The organism is Limisphaerales bacterium (assembly GCA_014382585.1).
Taxonomy (GTDB): Bacteria; Verrucomicrobiota; Verrucomicrobiia; order Limisphaerales; family UBA1100; genus JACNJL01.
Genome location: JACNJL010000048.1, coordinates 1 through 24,519, shown reverse-complemented (window position 1 = coordinate 24,519; position 24,519 = coordinate 1). Strand labels below are relative to the sequence as shown.

Annotated in this window: 21 protein-coding genes; 15 read left to right on the top strand and 6 right to left on the bottom strand. The window is 58.4% G+C overall.

What is annotated here, in order from left to right; translation table 11 throughout:
* Positions 1-154 precede the first annotated feature (154 nt).
* Positions 155-4,096, bottom strand: coding sequence for a DUF1592 domain-containing protein (locus H8E27_10990; protein ID MBC8326136.1), 3,942 nt, complete (start codon positions 4,094-4,096; stop codon positions 155-157).
* 244 nt (positions 4,097-4,340) lie between these two features.
* A complete protein-coding gene (gene dprA, locus H8E27_10985) occupies positions 4,341-5,429 on the bottom strand; it encodes a DNA-protecting protein DprA (GenBank protein ID MBC8326135.1) in 1,089 nt (362 codons plus the stop codon).
* Between the two features lie 194 nt (positions 5,430-5,623).
* Between dprA and H8E27_10980 the strand changes: the two genes are divergently transcribed.
* From H8E27_10980 to H8E27_10930, 11 genes are all read left to right on the top strand, one after another.
* Positions 5,624-6,733, top strand: a complete 1,110-nt coding sequence (locus H8E27_10980; GenBank protein ID MBC8326134.1) for a PQQ-binding-like beta-propeller repeat protein — start codon at positions 5,624-5,626, stop codon at positions 6,731-6,733.
* The gene (locus H8E27_10975) at positions 6,730-8,070 is read left to right on the top strand and encodes a coproporphyrinogen III oxidase family protein (GenBank protein MBC8326133.1); all 1,341 of its coding nucleotides are present in this window, start codon (positions 6,730-6,732) and stop codon (positions 8,068-8,070) included. The genes H8E27_10980 and H8E27_10975 overlap by 4 nt, the downstream gene beginning before the upstream one ends.
* Complete coding sequence (locus H8E27_10970) at positions 8,070-8,636, top strand: hypothetical protein (GenBank protein MBC8326132.1); 567 nt, start codon at positions 8,070-8,072, stop codon at positions 8,634-8,636. Before H8E27_10975 ends, H8E27_10970 begins: the two co-directional genes overlap by 1 nt.
* A 2-nt stretch (positions 8,637-8,638) precedes the next feature.
* A complete protein-coding gene (locus H8E27_10965) occupies positions 8,639-9,886 on the top strand; it encodes a tryptophan 7-halogenase (GenBank protein MBC8326131.1) in 1,248 nt (415 codons plus the stop codon).
* Positions 9,887-9,918: 32 nt separating this feature from the next.
* Positions 9,919-11,184, top strand: coding sequence for a glycosyltransferase family 4 protein (locus tag H8E27_10960; protein ID MBC8326130.1), 1,266 nt, complete (start codon positions 9,919-9,921; stop codon positions 11,182-11,184).
* Positions 11,184-11,618 carry an acyl-CoA thioesterase gene (locus H8E27_10955; GenBank protein ID MBC8326129.1) on the top strand — a complete coding sequence of 145 codons (435 nt, stop codon included), beginning with the start codon at positions 11,184-11,186 and terminating at the stop codon, positions 11,616-11,618. Before H8E27_10960 ends, H8E27_10955 begins: the two co-directional genes overlap by 1 nt.
* Positions 11,619-11,740: 122 nt before the next feature.
* The gene (locus tag H8E27_10950) at positions 11,741-12,202 is read left to right on the top strand and encodes a hypothetical protein (GenBank protein MBC8326128.1); all 462 of its coding nucleotides are present in this window, start codon (positions 11,741-11,743) and stop codon (positions 12,200-12,202) included.
* Between the two features lie 5 nt (positions 12,203-12,207).
* Positions 12,208-13,476, top strand: a complete 1,269-nt coding sequence (locus tag H8E27_10945; protein MBC8326127.1) for an AMP-binding protein — start codon at positions 12,208-12,210, stop codon at positions 13,474-13,476.
* 3 nt (positions 13,477-13,479) lie between these two features.
* On the top strand, positions 13,480-14,166 hold the full coding sequence (locus tag H8E27_10940) for an ABC transporter ATP-binding protein (protein ID MBC8326126.1): 687 nt from the start codon (positions 13,480-13,482) through the stop codon (positions 14,164-14,166).
* Positions 14,166-17,429, top strand: a complete 3,264-nt coding sequence (locus H8E27_10935) for an ABC transporter permease (protein ID MBC8326125.1) — start codon at positions 14,166-14,168, stop codon at positions 17,427-17,429. Before H8E27_10940 ends, H8E27_10935 begins: the two co-directional genes overlap by 1 nt.
* A 20-nt stretch (positions 17,430-17,449) precedes the next feature.
* A complete protein-coding gene (locus H8E27_10930; protein MBC8326124.1) occupies positions 17,450-18,082 on the top strand; it encodes a hypothetical protein in 633 nt (210 codons plus the stop codon).
* Between the two features lie 7 nt (positions 18,083-18,089).
* Here H8E27_10930 and H8E27_10925 read toward each other — a convergent pair whose 3' ends face one another.
* Genes H8E27_10925 through H8E27_10910 form a run of 4 tightly spaced genes read right to left on the bottom strand, consistent with a single transcriptional unit; the run spans position 18,090 to position 21,228 of the window.
* Positions 18,090-18,806 carry a DUF3299 domain-containing protein gene (locus H8E27_10925; protein ID MBC8326123.1) on the bottom strand — a complete coding sequence of 239 codons (717 nt, stop codon included), beginning with the start codon at positions 18,804-18,806 and terminating at the stop codon, positions 18,090-18,092.
* A 10-nt stretch (positions 18,807-18,816) separates the two neighbouring features.
* Entirely contained in the window at positions 18,817-19,311 is a 495-nt protein-coding gene (locus H8E27_10920; protein MBC8326122.1) for a hypothetical protein, read from the bottom strand.
* 4 nt (positions 19,312-19,315) lie between these two features.
* Positions 19,316-20,551, bottom strand: coding sequence for an FtsX-like permease family protein (locus H8E27_10915; protein MBC8326121.1), 1,236 nt, complete (start codon positions 20,549-20,551; stop codon positions 19,316-19,318).
* Complete coding sequence (locus H8E27_10910; protein MBC8326120.1) at positions 20,548-21,228, bottom strand: ABC transporter ATP-binding protein; 681 nt, start codon at positions 21,226-21,228, stop codon at positions 20,548-20,550. Before H8E27_10910 ends, H8E27_10915 begins: the two co-directional genes overlap by 4 nt.
* Positions 21,229-21,344: 116 nt before the next feature.
* Between H8E27_10910 and gap the strand changes: the two genes are divergently transcribed.
* The 4 genes from gap to H8E27_10890 form a co-directional block, all read left to right on the top strand.
* The gene (gene gap / locus H8E27_10905; GenBank protein MBC8326119.1) at positions 21,345-22,373 is read left to right on the top strand and encodes a type I glyceraldehyde-3-phosphate dehydrogenase; all 1,029 of its coding nucleotides are present in this window, start codon (positions 21,345-21,347) and stop codon (positions 22,371-22,373) included.
* Between the two features lie 151 nt (positions 22,374-22,524).
* Positions 22,525-22,833, top strand: a complete 309-nt coding sequence (locus tag H8E27_10900) for a hypothetical protein (GenBank protein MBC8326118.1) — start codon at positions 22,525-22,527, stop codon at positions 22,831-22,833.
* Between the two features lie 70 nt (positions 22,834-22,903).
* Positions 22,904-23,326 carry a YjbQ family protein gene (locus tag H8E27_10895; GenBank protein ID MBC8326117.1) on the top strand — a complete coding sequence of 141 codons (423 nt, stop codon included), beginning with the start codon at positions 22,904-22,906 and terminating at the stop codon, positions 23,324-23,326.
* 79 nt (positions 23,327-23,405) lie between these two features.
* Positions 23,406-24,519: VCBS repeat-containing protein (locus tag H8E27_10890; protein MBC8326116.1), on the top strand; the 1,114-nt coding region annotated here is incomplete at its 3' end.

The window sequence follows — 24,519 nt, the reverse complement described above, 5'->3', positions numbered from 1 at the left end:
CATCGTCCGTCGTGAAATAGTGTGCATCATCATTTCGATCTCTTTCGCGTTAGTCCATTCAGTTTATGTTCGTCTGCGTTATTGTCAATCAACGGACTCGCAGGCTCGTCCCTCCAGCGCCAATCCAATGGAGGGAGGAGCCTGCGAGTCCGATTCATTTCCCCTTCGACTCCTCCACCGCGCGTATGCTCCGAAACTGCTCGCTGGTCACGATCATCTCCACCGCCACACTGAAGCGGTAGTTTTCCTTCGCGAGCCGCACCTGCATGGCTTTCAACAACGGCTCGTCGGACAGTCCCACCTCGCGGCCCAGCGCGTAGCCCAGCAGTTTTTTGCAGAACTGCCGGACAAACGCCTCGCGCCGGTCGTTGGCCAAGTACCCGCGCAAACCGGCCAGTCCTTCAATGGTTTTGCCGTCGACCAGATTCGTTTTCGTGTCCACCGACTGCGGACGCCGCCGACCAATCGCATCGTACTGTTCCAGCGCAAACCCATACGGATCAATCCGCGCATGGCACTTGGCGCAGGCGGCCACGCTACTGTGCTTTTCAATCAACTGCCGCGCCGTCAGCCCCGCGGGCACCTGCTCCGGAAGATCGGGCACATTGGCTGGCGGCTTGGGCAGGCGCTCGCCCAGCAGGGTTTCGGAAACCCAGTTGCCTCGCAGGATGGGGCTGGTGCGTGAGGCGCCCGATTGTTTGGCCAGCACCGTCGCCATCCCGAGAATACCGCCCCGCCCTTTCGCCCGCGCGTCTTCCACGCGACGCCATTCGCTGCCGCGCACACCGTCGATGCCGTAATGCTTCGCCAGCGGTTCATTCAGAAAGGTGTGATCCGCATTGAGCAAATCGAGAATCGAACCGTCCTTGCGAAACAGTTCCTCCAGAAACCGAACGCTCTCCTCGTACATCGGCCCACGCAAAGTCGCGAACTGCGGATACAGCTTCTCGTTCTTGCCATCGTCCAGATCAAACTCCCGGATGCCCAGCCATTGGCTGGCAAACTCCACCGCCAACCGCCGCGTGCGCGGGTCATCGAGCATCCGCCGCGCCTGCGCCGCCACCACGCGGTCATCCACCGGCAGCTTGCCATTCAGCGCGCGCTGTAATTGTTCATCCGGCAAGGTGGACCACAGAAAATAGCTCAGCCGACTGGCCTGTTCGCGATTGCTCACCGGCGCCCAGCGTTGGCCCTTGGCCGTGGCCGGTTGTTCCAGCCGATACAAAAACGCCGGCGAGGTCAGCACTCGCGCAAGTACCAACCGAATGGCGCGGTCGTGTGGCAGTTCCTGTTTGCGCAGTGTCTCGTACAGACCGCGCAGCTCTTGTTTGTCCGCATCCGCCACCGGCCGCCGCCAGGCGCGTTCGGCCAACTCCAAAACCGCCGCCAGATGAACCGGCTCAGTCTTTTTCAAACGCGCGCGAAAGGCCTCGGCGCGTTGGCGCGTGGGGATGCGCATCGCCTCCAGCGGCGGCAGCAAATCTTTCCGGTCCTGCGTGGCGAATTCATATAACTGCTCGTGACTCACCACCCGAAGCAGCGGCTCCTGCGACACGTAAAACAGCTCGTCCCACAGCCGATCCAGCTCCGCCACCTCCGCCTCGCTCAACATCAGCCGGCGCAGCGCCTCGTCCTCGCGATGATATAGAATCATCGTCACCACCTCATCCACTGGCACAATCTGCGCGTGGCACATCGCCGCCGGAAACAGCGCCCGAAAGTCGTCATACGCCTGCACCATTCGCTTGGCCGCTGCCGTGCCGGTGATGATGGGTTGGACGGAGATGGCACCGGCCGCCGGCTTGGTGAGCGAAACCAAAAACTGCGCGCTGCCGTCGCGCCCTTTTGCCGGATGCAACGTGCCGGTGGTCACCACTTCCGCGCCGGCGGCGAGGGCCGCGGGCAACTTGAATTCCAGCACCGACGGCGCGGCTGCCTCGATATCCTTTATGGCAAAATTGCCAGTGGAGAGCGCGAGCCATTTCAGCGGGCCGTTGGGTTCGTTGAATTTTTTCACCAACGCCTTGTCCGCATCAGCGGCGGGAAAGCCTTGCACGCCGAGCACACGCTGCACGGCTGTGGTGTGTTTTTTGATTTCCGCCGCCGCAGCCTTGCCCGCCACCGCCGCGCGCCAGTGCGCCAGTGCCGAACCGGGCGCGATGACGGCCTGCGCCGGCTTGGCCGCGGCCGATTCGCCGAAGTGCCACACCGCCGCGTTGCCGAGAGAATCGGCCAACGGATTGCTGTCGTGAATGCGGTCGACCACTTCCTGCGCGAGATTCCACACGCGCTTTTTGCCGGCTTGCTCGGTGACGGTCAGCGAAACCTCGGTGGTATCGCACACGTGCGAACGGTCGCGCGCGTTGACCACGAGCTTGAGCAGGTCCCCCGGCTGCACGGCAAAATCCTGTTTTGGCGCAAACACGCTGCGCTTGCCGTTGTCAAAAACACCGCTGGCAATTGTGGCCGCGCCGGCGCTTCCAATCAGCTCCACCCGCCAAGCCGCGCCATTACCGCAGACGGCGTCCGAGTCGGCAAAAAATCCGGTGAGCCGCACCTTCCCCGCCAGCGGGCTGCGCCACCAAACGATGGCCTCCTGGGTGGGCGAGGGATGCACGTGCACGCTGCGGCCCGGGACGATGAGCGTCGAGAAGCGGCGGGTGTCCTTCGATGCGTTCACCAACATGCTCGGCGTGGCCGCCACACCCCAGCCGCGGATGTCCGCGTAGCCGCCGATGTTGGAATTTTTTTTCGTGAACCGCCCCTTCACCACCGGCTGGGCGAACTTGCCCAACTGCACCGCCGCCGCCCAGTTCGCCAGCAGCCGCGCGTCCAGCCCGCGCCCTTTCGCCACCGCCTCGATGGGCTTGCCGCTCGCGTGGGCCTCGGCGATGACGTTCAAATATTGATCGGTCCGCCGCAGCTCGTTCAGCTTCAACATCGCCATGCGCGGCGCGAGTGCCTTGACGCTACTCAGCGGAATCGGCGGCTGTCCCGCCACCACGAGTCGCGGCTGGCTCCAAACCACCACATCGCCCGCAGCGCCATCGCCGGCATCGCCCGCGGCGAGATAAACGGTGATTTCCCCATTCGCGTTCGCCGGCAGTTTCAGCCGAAAATCCTGCCGCGCCGAGAGCGGCGTCACGGGATTCATCCAAGCCTTCGAACGTCCCGCGCGCCCGACTTGCCCCACCGCATCGAATTTCCACAACCGATCCTGCCAACGGCGAATGTCCGCCGCGAGGCGCGCCGCGTCCGCCGGCTTGGCCGCGCGCAGCTCATCGCGCATCCCACGGAGCAGTTGCGACGGGTTTTCGTCCACCAACAAGTCAACCAGCTGCCGGAGATATTTTGCGTTTAGCTTTGCCTCTCGCGCCACTTCGGCGGCCGCCTCCGGATTCTTTTGCAACCGATCGCGATGCGTTATCAGCGCGGCCAAGTACGGCTTCGGATCAACGCGGCCCGAGGTGTTCATGGCGCGGTTGAGGGCGGCGGGATCCCACGCGTACACCTTGTCCGTCGCAGCCGTGCCGGAAGTGTGCCGCGCGTAAATGGTGCGAATTCCGTACAGCAATTCATCCGCCCAATCGCGACGCGAGGTGCCCAGCGAAAAGCGAAGGCCACTCGGCGTGAGCACCGCGTGCGCGGCGACTTCCTTGCCCGCATCGAGATATTTTTGCACCAGCGCCGGCGACATCGCCATCGCGTCACCGACATTCATGAAGCCTTCCCCCGCCGCGCCGTCCACCGGAAATTCCCGCGCCGGCGACAGCTTCACGCCCGTCAAATCCTGAATCGTGTACGTGTACTCCGCGCTGCTCAACCGCCGCAATACCACCCGCCCGGGGTCCCCCGCATTGGCCAGCGCCTCGGCATCGAGATAATTTTTCACCCAACCCAGGAACGCCTTCCGTTCCGCCGCCGAAAACTGCGCCTCCTTCTTCGGCGGCATCTCGCCGTCCTCAATCATCTCCACCACCTTCACCCAAACTTTCGGCGCCGCCCGCACCTTCGCCAAAGTCCCAAACCGCTCAAGGTCCAGCTCACCCTTTTCCTTTTCCGTGGAGTGGCAATCGAGACAGAATTTTTTCAGCAAAGGCTGAATGGTACGCTGATAATTTTTTGAAAGCTCAGGAAAGGAAACTGCAGCCGGTGCCTCAAACCCAGCGCATCCAAAAAAAATCCCAATGAAGAGTTTGCCGTTCACCGGCAGCATTGTCGCAGAACACGCGCGGCTGTCAGTACATTTTTCGATTTAAACCGGATGGTCAGGATTTTTGAAACGGATTGGAAAGCTCCATCCAAAAATTCATCCTGTCCATCCTGTCCATCCGTGTTCCTCACCGCACGCGGGTGAAGAGGCGGCCGGGGTGTTGTTGGATCAGCTTTTTCATTTCGAGCTGGAGGAGGGCCACGGAGACTTGAGCAGGCGGAAGTTCGCTGCGGCGAATGATTTCGTCCTGCTGCATTTCCTCGTGGGTGAGGACGTTATAAACGGATTGCTCGGCGGGCGTGAGGGCGGGCAACGGCAGCTCGGGTTGCTCTTCGCAGCTGTAATTAAAGTTGGCGAATTCAGCCAGCACGTCCTCGGCGGATTCACAAAGTTGCGCGCCGTCTTTGATCAAGCCGTGACAACCGGCGCTACGTGGGGAATTGATTTGGCCGGGCACAGCGTAAACCGCGCGACCGTATTCGGCGGCCAAGTTGGCCGTGATGAGCGCGCCACTGGCACGGTTGGCTTCGACGACGACTGTGCCTTGCGTCATACCCGCGACGATGCGATTGCGGATGGGGAAACTCTGTTTGTCGCCTCGGCGACCGAAGGGGAACTGCGTAATCACCGCGCCGCTTTCGGCAATGCGTTTGAAGAGTTCAATGTTTTCGGCGGGGTAAACGATGTCCATCCCGGTCCCGAGCACCGCGATGGTGCGACCGCCTGCGCGCAGTGCGGCCTCGTGCGCGGCGGTGTCGATACCGCGCGCGCCACCGCTCACCACCGTGATGCCACTAGCGGCGAGTTGGCCGGAAAGGCGACCGCACGCTTCGCGGCCGTACATTGTCGATTGCCGCGTGCCCACCATCGCGATGGCATGACGGTCGCGTTCCGCCAATTTGCCACGCACATAAAGTACAATCGGCGGGTCATAAATTTCGCGCAGCAGCGGCGGATACAAATCATCCTCCGGCGTGAGCAGCGTGCAACCGAAATCACGGATGCGTTTCAATTCGCCCGCGAGGTCCACGTGTTTTTCCCAACGCGTGATGAGCCCGGCGACTTTCGGGCCGATGCGTTCCACCTCCATCAACGCCCGCTCCGGCGCACGCAAAATCGCCGGCGCATCGCCGAACTGATCGAGCAACCGCCGCACCCCCACTGAACCCACCTCCGGCAACAGATTGAGCACCAGCAACGCTTCACGTGGATTCATAAGATTGATTTTAATAATAAAATTCCGGAGCAGCAAGGGCAGTTTGAGATGGATGAAAAACTGGCTCTCCCCAGGCAAAATCATACGTTCACGTACTTTTTGCGTTGCTTTCCCTCTGATTTCGGGGGATGTTTTCTGAAAGCGGATGGAGCGGCTCACGTCAAATAAGCAACGTTTCCCGCAATGATTCCACTATGAAACACTGGATTCTCACTTTGATCATGCTGACGGCGCCTTTGCTGCGCGGTGCGGATTGGCCTATTTTTCGGGGCAATCGCGGCCTCACTGGCGTGGCTGCGGGGGCGGTGCCGGACCAACCGGTGTTACATTGGAAATTCAATGCCAAAAAACCAGTGAGAGCTTCGGCGGTCGTGGGCGATGGGCGTGTTTATTTTGGCTCGGATGACGGGAAGTTTTACGCGCTGAATTTGGCTGACGGCAAAAAAATTTGGGCGTTCGACAGTAAAGACCCCATTGAGGCTCCAGCGTTGTTTTTGGACGGACGCGTTTATTTTGGTAATAGCATTGGGAAATTCTATGCGCTCGAGGCGAAAACCGGCATCAAACTTTGGGAATTTGAAACGGGCGACCAAATCACCGGCGGCCCAAATTGGACAAAGAGTCCCGATGGAAAAGAAACTTATGTCATCATCGGCAGCCACGATTTCTTTCTATATTGTCTCAATGCGAAGACCGGTAAAAAGATTTGGGAATATGAATCAGAAAATTATGTAAACGGATCGCCGGCTTTAAGCAATGGCCGCACGATGTTTGGCGGCTGCGATGCAATGCTGCACATCATTGATATTGCCAAAGGCACGCGTCAAAAATCCATCGACGCGCAATCGCACATCATCGGCAGCATGGCCACGGAAGGCGGACGCGCGTATGTGGGACATCACGACTGCGCGTTTTTGTGCATTGATCTCAAAACGGAAAAAGTGGTGTGGCAATATAAGGACCGACTGTTCCCCTATTCATCTTCACCGGCACTGACAAAAGATCGTGTCCTTTTTGGCGGCGAAGACAAGCGGATCCATTGTATTCGCCGCGACAACGGCAACGCAGTGTGGACCTTCAGCACCCGCGGACAAGTGAACAGCTCGCCGGTAGTATGCGGCGGCAAGGTCATCGTAGGATCCAACGACGGGCGGCTGTACATCGTACGGCTGAAGGACGGCAAATTACTTTCGAGTTTTGAGACAGAGGACAGCATCACAGCTTCGCCGGCGGTGGTGGATGGGAAAATAATCATCGGCAGCGAGGACGGCACGTTGTACTGCCTCGGCCCGAAAAAGAAATGAGCAACGCACCTCTCGAACCCGCAGCCAAGCCGAAACTGGAAACCCAAACGACGGTGGGGAATTATTTTGTGTCGAATTATCCGCCGTTTTCGTTTTGGCAAACGGAGGCCGTGCCGGAAGTGATGGAAGCGATGGAGCGCGCGCCGGATGAGGGCACGCCGTTGGGGCTTTATCTGCACATTCCGTTTTGCCGCAAACGGTGTCACTTTTGTTATTTCCGCGTTTATACGGACAAAGATTCGGCGGCAATTAAAAGCTACCTCGATGCCACGTTGGCGGAGCTGAAAATTTACGCGCGCCAACCGTTTATCGGCGGGCGCTCGCCGCGCTTTGTTTATTTTGGCGGCGGCACGCCGAGTTATCTTTCCACCAAACAACTGAGCTATCTCACCGAAGGGATGAAGGCATTGCTGCCGTGGGATGAAGTGGAGGAGGTCACGTTCGAATGCGAGCCGGGCACGCTGACGGATGCGAAGCTAAAAATTATCCGCGAGGTGGGCGTCACTCGTTTGAGCTTGGGCGTGGAAAATTTTGACGATCACATTCTGGAAATCAACGGACGCGCCCATCGCGGCGGCGAGATTGACCGCGCTTATAATTTCGCGCGCGAAGTGGGTTTCCCACAAATCAACATCGATCTCATCGCGGGGATGCTCGATGAAACCGAGGATAACTGGAAAGCGTGCGTGGCCAAAACCATCGAGATGTCACCCGACAGCGTGACGGTTTATCAAATGGAAGTGCCATACAATACGACCATTTACAAACGGATGCAGGAGGACGGCAAACTCACCGCGCCGGTGGCCGATTGGGAAACCAAACGTCGCTGGACGGATTATGCGTTCGCCGAGCTTGAAGCCGCCGGTTACACCATCGGCAGCGCGTACACAGCGGTGAAGGACAAGGCCAAGAGCACTTTTGAATACCGCGACCAACTTTGGGCGGGCGCGGATTTACTTTCGCTGGGCGTCGCGTCCTTCGGCCACATCGGCGGGGTGCATTATCAAAACCATCACGACTTCGATCCGTACGTGGAACGCGTGAATGCCGGCGAACTGCCTGTCCACCGTGCGTTGACGCCGACGGATGACGAGCGGCTGATTCGGGAATTTATTTTACAGCTCAAGTTGGGCTCGGTGAGTTTGAATTATTTTGAGAAAAAATTTAACGTGAATCCACAAGAACGTTTTGCGGAACCGCTCCGACGCATCAAGGAATGGGGCTACCTCAACATCGAAGGCGACACCGTGTCCATCAACCGCGAAGGCCTGCTGCAGGTCGACCGGTTGCTGCACGAATTCTTTTTGCCCGAACACCGCAACGCACGCTACGCTTGATGTCCACACCCGCTCCCTCCCTCTCCCTGCACGACGCTGCGCGGCCGTTGCTCGATTTTTACCAACGGAGCGGCGTCGCCCCGCCCGAGCTGCTGCCCATCGACGGCACGGAAATGCCCGAGCCGTTTCGCAAACTCCTTGTGCACGCCGATGACATGACGCCCACACTTGAGCATTTTCATGGCAGCCGCATTCACCTACGAATGGTCAACCGTGAAGTGACCGAGGCTGCTTACACGCGCGAGGTCATTCTCGAAGCGGGTGAAAACAATGCACCGGTGGAGTTTGGCGCGATCGCGATTCATCTCGAGCAATTTCCCGAGGCCGCGCGCGACCTAATTCTCGGTGAAAGCGTGCCCCTCGGCACCATCCTCGCCGACCACGCGATCTTACACGAAAGTTGCCCGCAAGCGTATTTCCGCGTGAACTCCGACCCGCTTATTACCGAAGCCCTCGGTTTGCCCGCTTCCACCGAGTTGTACGGCCGCTGCAACATTCACCGCAATCTCGACGGCAAACATCTCGCCGAGATTGTCGAAATTCTGCCGCCCGAATCCAGCGCTTAACGATGGCCGGCCACGACGTCATTATCATTGGCGCGGGGCCCGCCGGCAGCGCGGCCGCCGCCATCCTGGCCGAGCACGGACGCCGCGTGTTGGTGCTCGAACGCGAAAAATTCCCGCGTTATCACATTGGCGAATCGCTCCTGCCTTTCACGTACCAACCGCTCGAGCGTTTGGGCATGATTGAAAAACTCAAACAATCGGCCTTCACCAAAAAATACAGCGTGCAATTCGTCTCGCCCGATGGCCGCGCGAGCCAGCCCTTTTATTTTTTTGACCGGTACGACCGCGAAACCGTCGCGCAAACGTGGCAGGTCATGCGTGCGGAGTTTGACGAAATGCTCCTCAACAACGCCCGCGAAAAAGGCGCGGAAGTCATCGAAGAAATTTCGGTGAAAGAATTAATTTGGGAAGGCAAACAAGTCGTCGGCGTGCGCGCTGTCGATCAAGCTGGCGAGGAAAAAGAATTCCGCGCACCGCTCACCTTCGATGCCACCGGCAAAGAAGCCCTCACCGCCAACCGCAACGGCTGGCGCGAGCGCGATCCGTTTCTCAATAAAATCGCCGTGTGGACTTATTATAAAGGTGCCGTGCGGCAAAAAGGCATCGACGAAGGCGCGACGGGCGTGGCGTTTGTGCCGCAAAAAGGCTGGTTTTGGTGGATCCCGCTGCATGATGACCGCGCCAGCGTGGGCGTGGTGGCCGAAGGAAAATACCTTAGCCGCGACGGCGTGCGCGATCCCAAAGCGATGCTCGAGCGCGAGATTGAAAACAATCAGTGGGTGAAAGACAACCTCGCGCCCGCGACACAAATTGGCGAATATTATATCACCAACGAATTCACCCATCACTCGCGCCACTGCGGCACGCACGGTTTGCTGTTGCTCGGCGATGCCTTTTGCTTTCTCGACCCCGTTTTTTCCAGCGGTCTAATGCTCGCCCTCAAGAGCGGCGTGATGGCCGCCGACGCCGCGCACGAAGCCCTTGAAGCCAACGACCTCTCGCCCGAACGCTTCACCGAATACGCCACCGACCTCCGCGAAGGCATCGAAAATATGCGCAAACTTTGCTACGCCTTCTACAACGAAAATTTCAGCTTCGGCAAACTGGTCAAAAAATATCCCGAAGTCGCCGGCGACGTCACCGACTGCCTCTCCGGCGACGTGAACAAAGATTTCAGTCACATGTTCAAGTGCATCGAAGATTTTTGCGAAGTGCCGGAGGCTTTGGATTTGGGAGAGCCATTAAAGTGAACATCATCCAAATCACACCCGGCGCGGGCAATATGTATTGCGGGAATTGTTTCCGCGATAACGCGCTTGTGGCGGCTTTGCGGGAGGATGGGCACGAGGTAACGATGGTGCCGCTTTATTTGCCGCTAATGTTGGATGAGGAAAACCAAGCGGAGGGTTCACCGATTTTTTACAATGGCGTGAATGTTTATTTGGAACAAAAATCGCCTTTCTATCGCAACGCGCCACAGTGGGTGCATCGGCTGGTGGGATCGGAACGGTTATTGAAAATGGCTTCGAGTCGGATGGGAAAAACGAATGCCGAGGACGTCGGTGAAATCACCCTCTCGATGTTGCGCGGCGAAGCCGGGCATCAGGCCCGCGAACTGGAGCATCTCATCGATTGGCTGAAAACCCAACCCAGACCAGACGTCATTTGCCTTTCCAATTGCATGCTACTCGGGCTCGCACGGCAGCTCAGGGAGGCACTCGGCACACCGATCGCCTGCATGCTCCAAAACGAAGCGCCGTACATCGACAACATGGCTGAGGGGTTGCGCGGACAAGTATGGAAAATGATGACCGAGCGCGCACGCGAGGTGGATTGCTTCATCGCCCCCAGCGAATTTTACGCAACGCAAATGCGCGACAAACTCAAACTGCCCGGTGACCGCGTGCGCGTGATTCACAACGGCATAAACCACGAAGGCTACACCGCTGAACGCGTGGCACCCAATCCGCCGGTCATCGGATTCTTCGCGCGTCTGTGCAAAGACAAAGGCCTCGACACACTCATCGACGCCTTCATCAAGCTCAAGGCCAATAATTCCATTCCGCAGTTACGCCTCAAAATTGGCGGCGGCTGCCGACCGATGGACGAACCGTTTGTCGAACGCATGCGCGCGCGACTGCACGCCAAGGCGTTGTTGGGGGATGTGGAATTTCACCCCAACCTCAGCCGCGAAGCGAAACTGGATTTTCTAAAATCGCTCTCCGTGCTTTCGGTGCCCGCGCAGTTTGGCGAGTCCTTTGGATTTTATGTCATCGAAGCGATGGCTGCGGGCGTGCCGGTGGTGCAGCCGCACTGCGCGTCTTTTCCGGAATTGGTGGAAGCCACCGGCGGCGGTGTGTGCTATCGTCACGACGGGCCCGAAAGCCTCGCCAACGCCATCGAAAAAATGCTGCACAATCCAACTGAAGCCAAAGCCCTCGGCCTCAAAGCGAGAGAGGCCGTCCGCGAAAATTTTTCTGTCAAACGCAAGGCTACCGAGATCGCGGCGGCGTTTGGCGAGTTAACCCCCAATCCCACGGAAGCATAATGGCACACGAATTCAATATCACTCGCCGCGTTGAGTTTAGCGAAACCGACGCGGCCGGGATTGTCCATTTCGCGAATTATTTCCGCTACATGGAACACGCGGAGCACGCGTTCTTTCGTTCACTCGGCCGCTCGATTGTGGATTCCGAACTCGATGTCGGCTGGCCACGTGTGCATTGCCACTGCGATTTTAAAAAGCCGCTGAAGTTTGAGGATCAAGTGGAAATCCAATTGCTCGTGGAAGCCATCACCAGCAAATCCATCCGATACCAATTTCGTTTTTGTGCTAATGGAACCGAAGTCGGCCGCGGCGGATTCACTATCGTCTGTGTTCGCCGCAACGAAGCCGGCGAAATGAAAGCCGCCAACATCCCGCCCGAAATTGCCTCCCTCATCGAGGCCGCGCCCGAGGATAAATTGATCATTAACGTTTGAGCAAACCAACCCAAAATAGAAAGTCACAAAAAAAAATGGCAGCAACCACCACCGCATCTGGTATCCCATGGTACGCATGGGCCCTTCTCACCGTCGCCTGCTGGGGCGTCTACGGCGTGTGCATGCACACCGGCTCCACCAGCATGGAAAACAAAGAACACGGCCGCATCATGGCGTTTCTTTGGGTGGGCCTCGCTTATTTTCTCACGGCGGTCATTGCGCCGCTGATTCTTTTGAAACTCAAAGGCGGCCCGATTGAATTTTGGGCTTACCCGGCGAAAGGCCTGAAGTGGTCACTCATCGCCGGCATCCTCGGCGCGATTGGCGCGCTCGGCGTGTTGCTCGCTTTCGGTGCGTCACCAAATCCGCCGATTTATGTTCCCATTGTGATGTCCATCATCTTCGCTGGCGCGCCCATCGTGAACGCCATCGTAAACACCACCAAGGAAGGCAACTGGGCATTTGTGAAACCCCCTTTCATTATCGGCATTTGCCTCGCCGCGCTGGGCGGTTATCTCGTCACCCAAAATCCGCCCAAACCACCGCCCACGGAAAAGCCCGTCGCCACCGAGAAAGCCAATTAATCACCATGGCCAATGCGCCATCAACCAGTCGGAAAACCATCCGTGCCCGACAACTCGAGCAACTGCGCGACCTCATCCGCGCGGTGCGCCCCGCCAATGCGTTTTACGAAAAAAAACTCGCGGCGGCGGACATCGATGATTCCATCGCCAGCCTCGAAGACTTTGCCGAGCGCTGCCCATTCACTACCAAAGACGAACTCGTCACCGACCAAGCCGCCCACGCACCTTACGGCAGCAACCTCACTTTTCCACTCGAGCACTACACCCGCATTCACCAAACCAGCGGCACCACCGGCACGCCACTGCGTTGGCTGGACACACCTGAAAGCTGGCAAAGTATGCTCGAGAGTTGGCAAACAGTTTACCGTGCCGCCGGCATCACGTCCGGCGACCGCGCGCTGTTCGCATTTTCCTTTGGCCCCTTCATTGGCTTCTGGATGGCCTACGAAGCCGCCGCGCAAATGGGTTGCCTCTGCTTCCCCGGCGGCGGCCTCACCAGCACCACGCGCCTGCGCATTCTGTTGGAAAACGAAATCTCCCTGCTCTGCTGCACGCCCACTTACGCCCTGCGGCTTGCCGAAGTAGCTGCGCAGGAAAGCATCGATCTATCGCAGTCCAAGCTGAAAACCATTGTCGTCGCCGGTGAACCGGGCGGGAGCATTCCCGCCACGCGCGAACGCATCGAAAGCGCGTGGCCCAACGCCAAAGTGTTTGATCATCACGGCATGACCGAAGTCGGCCCCGTCACCCACGAGTGGCCTCGTGAAAAAAATAATCTGCAAATCATCGACGCCGCTTACCTCGCCGAAATCGTCCATCCCGAAACCCACGCGCCCGTCGCCAACGGCGAAGAAGGCGAACTCATCCTCACCCCCCTCACCCGCACCGCGATGCCGTTGCTCCGCTATCGCACCGGCGACCTCGTGCGCCCCGAGACCCACGGCGACGCCCTCATTCTGCGCGGCGGCATTCTTGGTCGCGCGGACGATATGGTCATCATTCGCGGCGTCAATATTTACCCCAGCGCCTTCGAGCACATCCTCCGCCCCTTCGATGGCGTCGCCGAATATCAAGTCATTATTTCCCAGAAAACCGAAATGGCCGAACTCCGCCTCCGCATCGAACCCAAACCCGAGGCCAACGCCTCCACCCTCGCCGAACAAATCACCGACACCCTCCGCACCCAACTCAACCTCCGCATCCCCGTGGAAACCGTCGCACCCGAAACCCTCCCCCGCTTCGAGCTCAAAGCCAAACGCTGGATTAAAGAATAACCCATGCCCAACGATACTCCTCTGCTGCAGCTAAAAAATATTTCCCGCGAATTCCCCTCTGCCGACGCCGGTGAACCGCTCCAAGTGTTGCGGAACTTGTCGATGGAAGTAGCGGGCGGCGAATCCATCGCCATCGTTGGCCCTTCCGGTTGCGGCAAAAGCACGCTGCTCAACCTCATCGGCACGCTCGACCAACCGACCGACGGCACCATCGCATTCGATGGCCGCAACCTCGGTGAACTGGACGCGGACGAATTAGCCATTTTGCGCAATCGCGAGATGGGGTTCGTTTTCCAAAGCCACCATTTGCTGCCGCAATGCACCGTGATGGAAAACGTACTCGTACCCACGCTCGCCCACGGACGCACCACCGAAGATGATGAAGATCGCGCTGGCCGCCTGCTTGACCGCGTGGGCCTTGCCGAACGGCTTTCGCACCGACCCGGCCAACTTTCCGGTGGCGAACGCCAGCGCGTGGCTGTGGTGCGCGCGCTCATCAACGAGCCTCAATTGCTCCTCGCCGATGAACCCACCGGCGCCCTCGACCAAGCCACCGCTGATCAACTCGGCCAGTTGCTCGTGGAATTGAATACCGAGGAAAACGTCACCCTCATCACCGTTACCCACTCCGAAACACTCGCCGCCCAAATGACTCGCACCGTGGAACTCAACGAGGGCCAAATTAAATAATGACCCGCTGCCGACTTATTTTTAACAGCTTTGCGCACCACGCACGCTCGCACCTTGGCACCCTGCTCGGGGCCATCGTAGCCGGCGCCGTGCTCACCGGCTCGCTGGTGGTGGGGGATTCAGTAAAACGAACGCTGCAAATTCAGGCCGAGCAACGCCTCGGCTACATTCAGGCAGCAACGGTCCAGCACGACCGTTTTTTCCGTGCGGACCTCGCGAAAGCAATCGAACTGGATAACCCAACTCATTTCGCCCCCGTCCTGATGCTCGGAGCCGCAGGATTTGCCGAGGATGAATCAGGCGCGACAAAAACGCGCGCCAACCAAATCCAACTCATCGGCATCGACAAATCGTTTTGGAAACACGCGATGCTCAAAGCGAATCTTCCGCCGCCGATGAAAGATGGTGAAGCGCTCATCAACCCGCGCCTCGCCGCCCAGCTCGGCCTCAAGGCCGGTGATGAATTCCGCCTGCGCATCGCCAAGCCCAGCGTGCTTCCCCGCGACGCGCCGCTCTCGGTGACGGAAGATCTCACAGTGCGCCTGCGCCTCACCGTCGCCAAAGTAACCAGTGCAAATTCCGAGCTGGCCAACTTCAGCCTGCGCCCCGGCGCCGTGCCACCGTTTAACGTGTTCGTGCCGCTCGCGTGGTTGCAAAACAAAGCCGAACTGGACGGGCGCGCCAACGCGATGTTAGCGAGTGGCCCAAAGCCAACGAAGGAATTGGTGCAATCAGCCAATGCAACATTGAAAACGGAATGGCGTTTGGCGGACGCTGAATTAGAGCTGCTGGAAAACGAAACCAACGGCGTCATCGACCTGCGTACCGACCGAATTTTCCTCGATGCGAACACGCTAAAAGCCACCTCCGATACCCAAACGGCACTCACCTACATCGCCAATGAATTTCGCCTCGGCACCAACGCCGTTCCGTACTCGATGATTACCGGCGTGAGCGATGGTTTTTTTGAACACACGCCCACCGGTGATGAAATACTCATCACTCAATGGCTCGCGGACGACCTCGGCGCGAAGGCCGGCGACAAAATCGAAATGGATTATTTCGTGCTCGGCCTTAATCGGCAACTCGAGGAGCACCTGCACACCTTCACCGTCACCGGCATCGTGCCCACAGAGGAGCCCGGCTGGCGCGAACTGATGCCCAAATTTCCCGGCATCGTTGACAAAGATAATCTGCGCGATTGGAATCCCGGCATTGATTTTTATTCCAGCCGCATCCGCGATCAGGATGAAGATTATTGGAAACAACATCGCGGCACGCCCAAAGCCTTCATCGCATTGGCCACCGCGCAAAAACTCTGGGCCAATCGCTACGGCGAAGCCACCACGGTGCGTTACACGTTCGCCAAAGGAAAACGCGCCCAAATTGAATCCGCGCTTCAGGAAAAACTCAATCCCGCCGACATCGGCCTTGTGTTCCGCGACGTACGCACCGAGGCCATCACCGGCCAATCCGCCAGCGATTTTGGCGGCCTGTTCATCGGCCTCAGTTTTTTCCTCGTCCTCGCCGCGCTCATTTTGATGGGCCTCCTTTTTGTCTTTGGCGTGGAACAACGTGCCCCGCAAATCGGCACCCTCCTCGCCATCGGTTTTACCGGCAAAACCGTCCGCAACCTCCTCCTCACCGAAGGCCTCGTGCTCGCGCTCATCGGCGCGGCGCTCGGCGCTTGGGCGGGCCTGGGCTACACGCAAGCACTGGTCCACCTTCTCAACTCTGAATGGGGCGGCGCCATCGGCAACGGCAGTTTGGTTTACCACGCCAAACCGCTCACGGTATTGTACGGCGTCCTCGGCGGGTTGTTTGTCGCGCTGTTTACCATTTGGCTGACCGTCCGCAAGCTCAGCCGCGCCAACGCCATTGCCTTGTTGCAAGGTGCCCCCGCCCAACCCTCTGCGACTACAGCGGGCAGCAAAGCCATCATCACCGCGATCATCTGTGCCGTGGGCGCGATTGCGCTTGGATTTGCGATGAAGGATGCGCAGGGGCAAATGAAGGCGGGCGGATTTTTTGGCGCGGGGATGCTGCTGCTCATCAGTGGCCTGTGCGTGTGCCACGTGTGGTTAGGAAAACTGGCGGCGGGCGGTGGCTCCTCCCTTGCTTCGTTTGCCTCGTTGGGCGCAATGGGTTGGCGTGGCAGCGCGCGGCGGCGCGGACGCAGTCTTGCATGCATCGGGCTGCTGGCGTGCGGCGTATTTTTGCTGATCGCCGTGGGCGCGTTCCGGCTTGATCCGAACGAAGGCGCGAACGAACGGTGGGGCGGCACAGGCGGCTTTGCGTTATTCGGCCAGAGTGATGTGCCGGTGTTATACGATCTCAACACCCAAAAAGGCCGCGAGAAAATGGCGCTTGATGGTGAGGTTAATCTGGTTCAGTTCCGAGTGCGCGCGGGTGACGATGCAAGCTGCCTCAACCTCAATCAAACCCGCGAACCGCGCCTGCTCGGTGTGAATCCAAAAGCACTGGCGGATAAAAAGGCGTTCACCTTCGCCCAGGGCACCGGCTGGAAAGTGCTTGATGAAACCGAACGTGACGCCGTGCCCGCCATTGTGGATATGAATACCGGCATGTGGATGCTGCACGTGAGAGTGGGCGATGTCATCGATTACCCTGACGAATCCGGTGGCACATTTAAAATCCGTATCGCCGGGTTCCTCGCCAACTCCGTGCTGCAGGGCGATCTCATCATTTCTGAAAAACACTTCGTGAAACACTTCCCATCCGCCAGTGGATATCGCGTGTTCCTGATCGATTCAGCCGACCCCAAAGCTACCGCTGCCGCACTGAATTTTGCGCTGGAAGATTACGGTCTCGAGCTGACGCCCGCCACGCGGCGCTTGGCGGAATTTAGCCAAGTGCAAAACACCTACCTCGATATTTTCCAAGCACTCGGCGGCCTGGCCCTCCTACTCGGCAGCGCGGGCCTCGGCGTGGTGGTACTGCGCAATGTTTTGGAACGGCGCGGAGAACTGGCGCTGCTGCAAGCGATCGGCTTCCGCAAATCCGCGCTGCATTGGCTGGTGCTGGCCGAGCACGGCGGGCTGTTAATTTTGGGCTTGGCCGCGGGCATCATCAGCGCAGCCGTCGCGGTTTGGCCGACCTTGAGCGCCCCCGGCCAAGGCATGCCGCTCGAATTACTGGCGTGGACGGTGGGCGGCATCTTGCTGAGTGGACTGCTTTGGACATGGCTCGCCTCAGCCGCCGCCCTGCGTGGAAAATTATTGCCGGCATTGCGCCACGAGTGATGAATGATTACACTCCGGCAATGACGCGTTTGATTTTTTTTCCATTATTCGCTGTGTTCATTTCTGCATGCGTGATGCCGCCGCGTGCGGACACGAATTTGACGCCGTTGGTGCAGGCAAATTTCCAGTCCACCGCGCTGCCTGAAAACTGGATTGTACTCAACGGCGAAGTCACCGTCACCAACGGCGCGCTGCAGTTGCCAGCCAAGCCACTGGGATTGCACGGGGTGATGTTTGGCCCGGCGCTGCCGGATAACTTGCGCGTGGCCGCGCGGTTTCAAGCCAAAGCGGAAGGACGACAGTTACCGGAATTTGGTTTGGGGCTCAACGGCATTGGCGGGTATCGCGTGATGGTCAGCCCCGGGCAAATGAAGCTGAAATTATTCCGCAATGACCTGCCCGTGCACGAGGTGAAACACACGTGGGTACCCGGCGATTGGACGCACATAGCTTTGCAAATCCAACCAATGCCCGGATTGAAATGGAGCGTGAATGCCAAGGTGTGGCACAGCAGCGAACTGGAGCCAAATGATTGGCAACTCGCGTGGATGGAAAATGTGGAACCCCTCCCCGGCCGCGCCACTGTTTGGGGTCAGCCATTTTCCGGCAAACCGATTGCGGTGGATGATGTGCGGGTTTGGCGAATTGATTGATTACAATCTATAAATCAATCGGGCCGCCAAGGCGGTCGCCGTCCAATTCATAGATGCCGACGAGATAGCCGTTCTCCAGCACTTCGCCGACTTTGAGCGTACCGAAAATGGTGATGGGCACGTCCATGATCGGCTTCACGCCTTTGCCCTCGGGCATACGCACGCTCACCCATTCGTTAATCTTGGGTACCGTGCCGTAGCAGCACATCGATTGATCGCGCATAATGAGCATCTCGGTGATCTTGCCGCCTTCCACCTTGAGCGGGAGCATGTATCCCTTAAGCGCGATTTTCTTTTTGTGAAAATCGGTGACAACTTTGGGGATGATATTTTTCTCAATGATCGCTTTGGCCTTGGGATCAGTGATGGGATCATCGGGCACTTCGTAGGCGAACGAGGCGAGCTTGTCGAAACTGATGAGGGAATAATCGCCGATCATCGCGTTTTCGGACTGCACCAATTCCGCCGGCGTCGGCGCGGGCTTGCCGGCCTCGGGTTTTTGCGCGGGCTCATTGGGCTCCACCTTGGCGATGAGCGGCTCGACGGGCTTGGCCACCGCGGGCGGCTGGGGTAATTCCTGAATAAACGGTTGCTCCGGCGCAGCCGCCACGCGCATCACGGCCTCGCCGCGTTGCACGATCACGTTGGATCGAACCTGCGTTTGCTGGCCGCAACCGGCCAACCCCACCAACGCCATTACACTGATGCCCTGCCAAAGTTTCATTACCAACAATCTACTCCTTTTTGGCGAGATGGAAAGTTATTTTTGTGAGGGATTTGCCTTCGATTTTTAGTTCGGTGAGGGTGCCAGTGAAGGTGGGGGTGTCGTTTATCCAATCGATTTGGGCGACGTAGAGGGAGGTGGGTTGGGTGGTGGCGGTCACACCATCGAGCTCCGTGGGTTTGAAAATGATGGTTTTCTCAGCCTCGCCGACTTTGGCAGTGGCCTCGATTTTTTCCATAAAAAATTTCAACGGTGATTCGCGGGGATGAAAGCGCATCGCGTGCAGTTGCAGACGGTCGGTGCCCGGCTCGAGCACAAATTCGAGGTGACAAAATTCATTTTCCACATTTACCAACACGCCGCCGTGCGGGGCGGCGTGGCCGTGAGCATCGCCTTCACCGTGGTTGTGGTTGTGGCCCGCGTGATCGTGATTGTGGCTATCGCCGCAACCGAGCGCGGCGGCGAGGATCAATATGGGCAGGGACACGAAATGTTTGAGCATCATTATCTTAGCTTTGTGGGATGAGGTTTTCGGCTACGTCGGTGCGGTAGGCTTTGAGGGCGGGGATGATGCCCACGACTGCGCCGAGCACAATCAGCCCCACCGGCACAATGAGCATCACGGGGTGTTGCTCGAAGGGATGGAGGGTGACGCCGATTTCATTTCGCAGAATGTTTTCGGCGGCGGCCATAATTCCGGCGTACACGGCGAAGCCAATCACTGCGCCGAGCGCGGCGATGGTGGCGCTCTCCAGCACAATGACGCCAAACACCGTGCCGCGTCCCGCGCCCAACGCGCGCAGAATGGCAAACTCGCGGCGGCGTTCATTCATCGTATTATATATACTCGCCAGCACGGAACCCGCCGCCACCACGGCCACGAGCAGCGCGACCCAACGCAACACTTTTTCCGCCCAACCGAGTCGGTCGAACAATCGCGCCACGACGTCGGCGGTGGATTTCACAAACGTGAGGTGGTCGGTGCCTTTGTTGTAAATGCTGTCGAGGGTGTTCATCCCGAAAGCGCGCGCGGTGGTGTTGGTGCTGAGCTGGATGAGTACGGCGCTAACGTCGCCGGCGTATTGCGCGTCGTGTCCGTCCATCTGCTGCAGGCCCTCGATGGGAATCCAAATCACTTTGTCAGCCGGCGTGCCGGTGGGGCGCAGAATGCCCACCACGGTGTACTCATCTTTGTGCGGCTGCTGGCCTTCGGCAAAGTTGAGGCCGTGATACGGATTGAATTTTTGGTTCACGCGCCAGCCGAGTTTGCGTGCCACGGTGTCGCCGATCACCGCTTCCTTGTTCCATTGCTTGTCGTTCCGGATAAAATAATCGCCCACCGCCAACGCGTAAGGCTCGCCCGGCGAATGCTCGGCGGCAAACAAATCGTGCGTGGTGCCCACAATGCGATAGCCCTGGAAATTATCGCCCACGGCAATCGGCACGGCGTTGCGGTAAAAGCGTTTGTAGCTTTTGCGGAATGTCTCGTAATCGGCGCGGTTGATGAGCCCGGGCGAGGCGTCCATATGAAACAAGCTATTCAGCACCAATTGCGTTTGCGACCCCCGCGGGCCGAGGATGGCATCGAATCCGCCGGTGACATTCCGAAAGGCGCGCTGCGATTGGAAGTTCACCACCCACACCGCCATCAACAAACCGCAACCGAGGCCGATGCTCGTGGCGGTAATGATCGTAGACAACGCGTGCTGGCGCAGGCTGTTGCGGATGATCATCCACCACGTCATACGGCCACCTCCTGCGCGGCGCGGTTCAACTTTGCCAAATCCTGGGAATCTTCAAATTGTTCGAGAACCAATGGATCGTGGCTCACTATCAACAATGCCGCGCTGCTTTCCTCGCACACTTCGCGGATGAGCTGCAATGCCTCGCGCGCGTTGTGCGGATCAAGATTTCCCGTCGGTTCATCGGCCAACACAAGCAGCGGCTGGTTGGCCAACGCGCGCGCCACAGCCACGCGTTGCTGTTGGCCCACAGAAAGTTGACCGGGACGATGATGCAAGCGATGGCTGAGCCCCACGCGATCAAGCAAGCCGCGCGCAGCATCGGTGTCCGGCCCTCGGCCAAAACTCATCCCGAGCAAAACATTTTCCATACAGGTATAGCCTTGCAAAAGGTTAAAAGTTTGAAAAATGTAGCCGATGCATCGCGCGCGGAGGGCGTCGCGATGGGGCTCGCTGGCGGCGGCCATATCGCGGCCATCAAGCCGCACGGTGCCGCTCGTGGGGCTCAGAATGCCGGCGATGCAATTGAGCAAGGTGGTTTTACCCGTGCCGCTGACCCCGCGCAGAGCGATTTGTTGGCCGGTCTTGAGGGAAAACGTCGGCACATCCAGCACCGTTTGCGTTTCGCCTTCGGGGGTGCGGTAGCATTTATTGAGATCGCTGATTTCCAGCAGTGGCATCGGCGAGAGAATAACGCACCGGTGCGGGGATGTCGAGGTCGCTGGACTCCGCTCTTGACGCCGCAGCCGCCATCGCTATGATGCGCGGCCCGCATTTTTAAGAAGCGGAAATTACTATGGCTATCAAAGTTGCAATTAATGGTTTCGGGCGGATTGGCCGGTTGGCTTACCGCGCGATGGTGGAACAGGGACTCGTGGGCACGGCGATCGACGTCGTCGCAGTGGGCGATATCGTCCCGGCGGATAATCTCGCCTACCTTGTTAAATACGATTCAGCGCAAGGCACGTTCCCCGGCGAGGTCACCCATCAAGGCGATGACACGCTGGTCGTCAATGGCGATGAAATGAAAGTCGTCAGTGCCCGCACTCCCGCCGAACTGCCGTGGAAAGAGCTGGGCGTCGATGTCGTCATCGAATCCACCGGCCTCTTCACCGATGCTGAGAAATCCAAAGGCCACCTCGAGGCCGGCGCGAAAAAAGTCATCATCAGTGCCCCCGCGAAGGGCGAAGATTTAACCGTCGTGATGGGCGTGAACGATGACCAATACGACGCGCAAAATCATCACATCGTTTCCAACGCCAGCTGCACCACCAACTGCCTCGCGCCCGTGGTGCACGTATTGCTCAAAGAAGGCTTCGGCATTGCAGAGGGGTTGATGACCACCATCCACGCCTACACCGCCACACAAAAAACCGTGGACGGTCCCAGCCGCAAAGCATGGCGCGATGGCCGCGCCGCCGCCATCAACATCATCCCCGCCAGCACCGGCGCCGCCAAAGCGGTGAGCCTCGTTTGCCCTGAGGTGAAAGGTAAATTAAGCGGGATGGCCTTCCGCGTGCCCACGCCGACGGCGAGCGTGGTGGATCTCACATTCAAAACCGAGAAGAGCACCAGCTACGCCGAGATTTCCGCCGCTATGAAAAATGCCAGCGAGACTTATCTCAAGGACATTCTCGGCTACACCGAAGACGAAGTGGTGAGCACTGACTTCATCCACTGCCCCAATTCGAGCATCTTCGATCAAGGCGCGGGAATGGAGTTAAATGAAAACTTCTTCAAAGTCGTCAGCTGGTACGACAACGAATGGGGCTACTCCAATCGCGTCGGCGATCTGCTGAAGCTGATGATTGATAAAGGAATTTAATCCGGAGACAGCATTCAAAACCTGGAATTTACAAGGCGGCCTACGGGCCGTCTTTTTTTGAATCGCCACCTTGGCCTCAACCTTTTTTCACACTCGGTTAGCAACTTTCCAAGCGCGATCCTTCAATCCGGCTTACGTTGAATTAAGGAGAATGGAAATGTGGTATGCAGGGCAACGGGTGATTTGCACCAACGACAACTTTTCCGGCGCGATTTGGGATTGGACCTCCAACGTGCCGAGAGAAGGTGAGGTGTACACCATCGCGGAGTTCGAGCACCTGCCGCAATGGAATACGCGCACGCCCATCTTGAGTTTCCTCTTACGGGAATTAAGCGCGAATAGTTCCACCGACGCCCAAAGCGCCGACGCCTACTTCTCCTCCTGGCGGTTTGAACCGGCGGAAATCGATCCTCCTTGGGCGGCGAACGCCCTCCACCCCGGTCGGTTTCACTCCACCTAAAAGTCGCGAGGGCGGCCCACCTCCGTCCTCGCGGCTTGCCTTTCGGCAACTTCCAAGGCAAACCCATTCAATGCTATCACAACACACGCACACACTTACCGTGCCGACCACGGGCCGTGAGTTTCACGAAATCACCGGTGAAGTGGAATCGTTGGTTTCAGAAACCGGCTTTGCCGAAGGCTTGGCGACGATGCATTTGCAGCACACCAGCGCGTCGCTGTTAATTCAGGAAAATGCCGACCCCGGCGTGCGGCGGGATTTGGAACGCTTTATGGCCCGCGTGTGTCCCGATGGCGATCCGATGTTCGAGCACGATTACGAAGGCCCCGACGATATGCCCGCCCACGTCCGCACGGCGTTGACGGCGGTGAATCTTTCCATCCCCATCACCGGCAGCCGCTTGGCGCTCGGCACGTGGCAGGGAATTTATTTATGGGAACACCGCCACGCCGGCCATCACCGGAAAGTGACGGTGCATTTAATTGGGGAATGATTTTTGAACCGCCAAGGCGGTTCAATTTATCTGGCCAAGTGGTATGAACCCGCCCATCATTCTCCTTCACCTGTAAATTATGCGCACACTACTTTTGGCTCTCTTTACGGCGACCACGATTGTGGCGGCTGATGCACCTTCGGCGGCAGAACGGTTTGGTTTTTTGGGGCCGGAAATTTTTCCGGTCGGGCGAGGGATTGATAATCTTTGCCAAGCGGATCTTGATGGCGATGGGCGCCGCGATTTGGTTTTGGTCAACAATCCGCGCAGTAAAATCACGCTGCTTTACAATCGCCCGGGCGAAAAACCCACGACGCCCACGGAAGACGCCGCCAATGCACTGCCGCCAGATGCACGGTTTCGGATTGAATCCATCCCGTCAGAGAAACGCATTTCCAGTTTGGTGGTGGCAGATTTGAATGGCGACAAAAAGCCGGACCTAGCCTACTACGGCGAGCCGAAGGAATTGCTGGTCCAATTTCGCGAGGCCAAAGGCTGGGGCACACCGAAGCGGTGGACGCTGCGCGACGGGCAACTGAGCGCCAACGCACTGGGCACGGGCGACCTCAACGGCGATGGCCGCACGGATTTATTGTTGCTGGGCGAATCAAAATTATACGTGCTGTATCAGGACGCCAAGGGCGCGCTGGGCAAACCAGTGAGCCTCCCGCTGGCGGACAGCGTGAAGGCGTTTCAGGTGGTGGACCTCGATGGCGACCGGCGCAGTGACTTGGCGTTGATGAATTGGCAGAGCACCGTGCCGTTTCGGTTTCGATTGCAGGGCAAAGACGGGCAACTCGGGCCGGAGCTGCAGTTTCGAATGCCCAGGCTGCGCAGCTTTCACGCGGAAGATTTGGATGCCGATGGCCGCGCGGAGTTGATTTCCATTGCCCAACAATCCGGCCGCGTGAGCGTGCATCATCTGGCCACAACCGCGCCCAAAGCGTTGGCGGGCGAATTGAGGCGCGGCCAGCTCGAGCTGCTTGCTCTGCCCAAAACTGCCAAGAACAAACGCGGTCGCGCGTGGGCGGATGTGGATGGCGATGGCCGCACAGATTTGATTTATGCCGATCCGGAGGGCAGCCAACTGGTGCTGCAAACACAAACCGAGCGCGGCACGTTTGCCAGTCCGCGCCGCTTCCCCTGCCTCAGCGGCATCACGCAGATTGCGGTGGCGGATTGGAATGGCGACG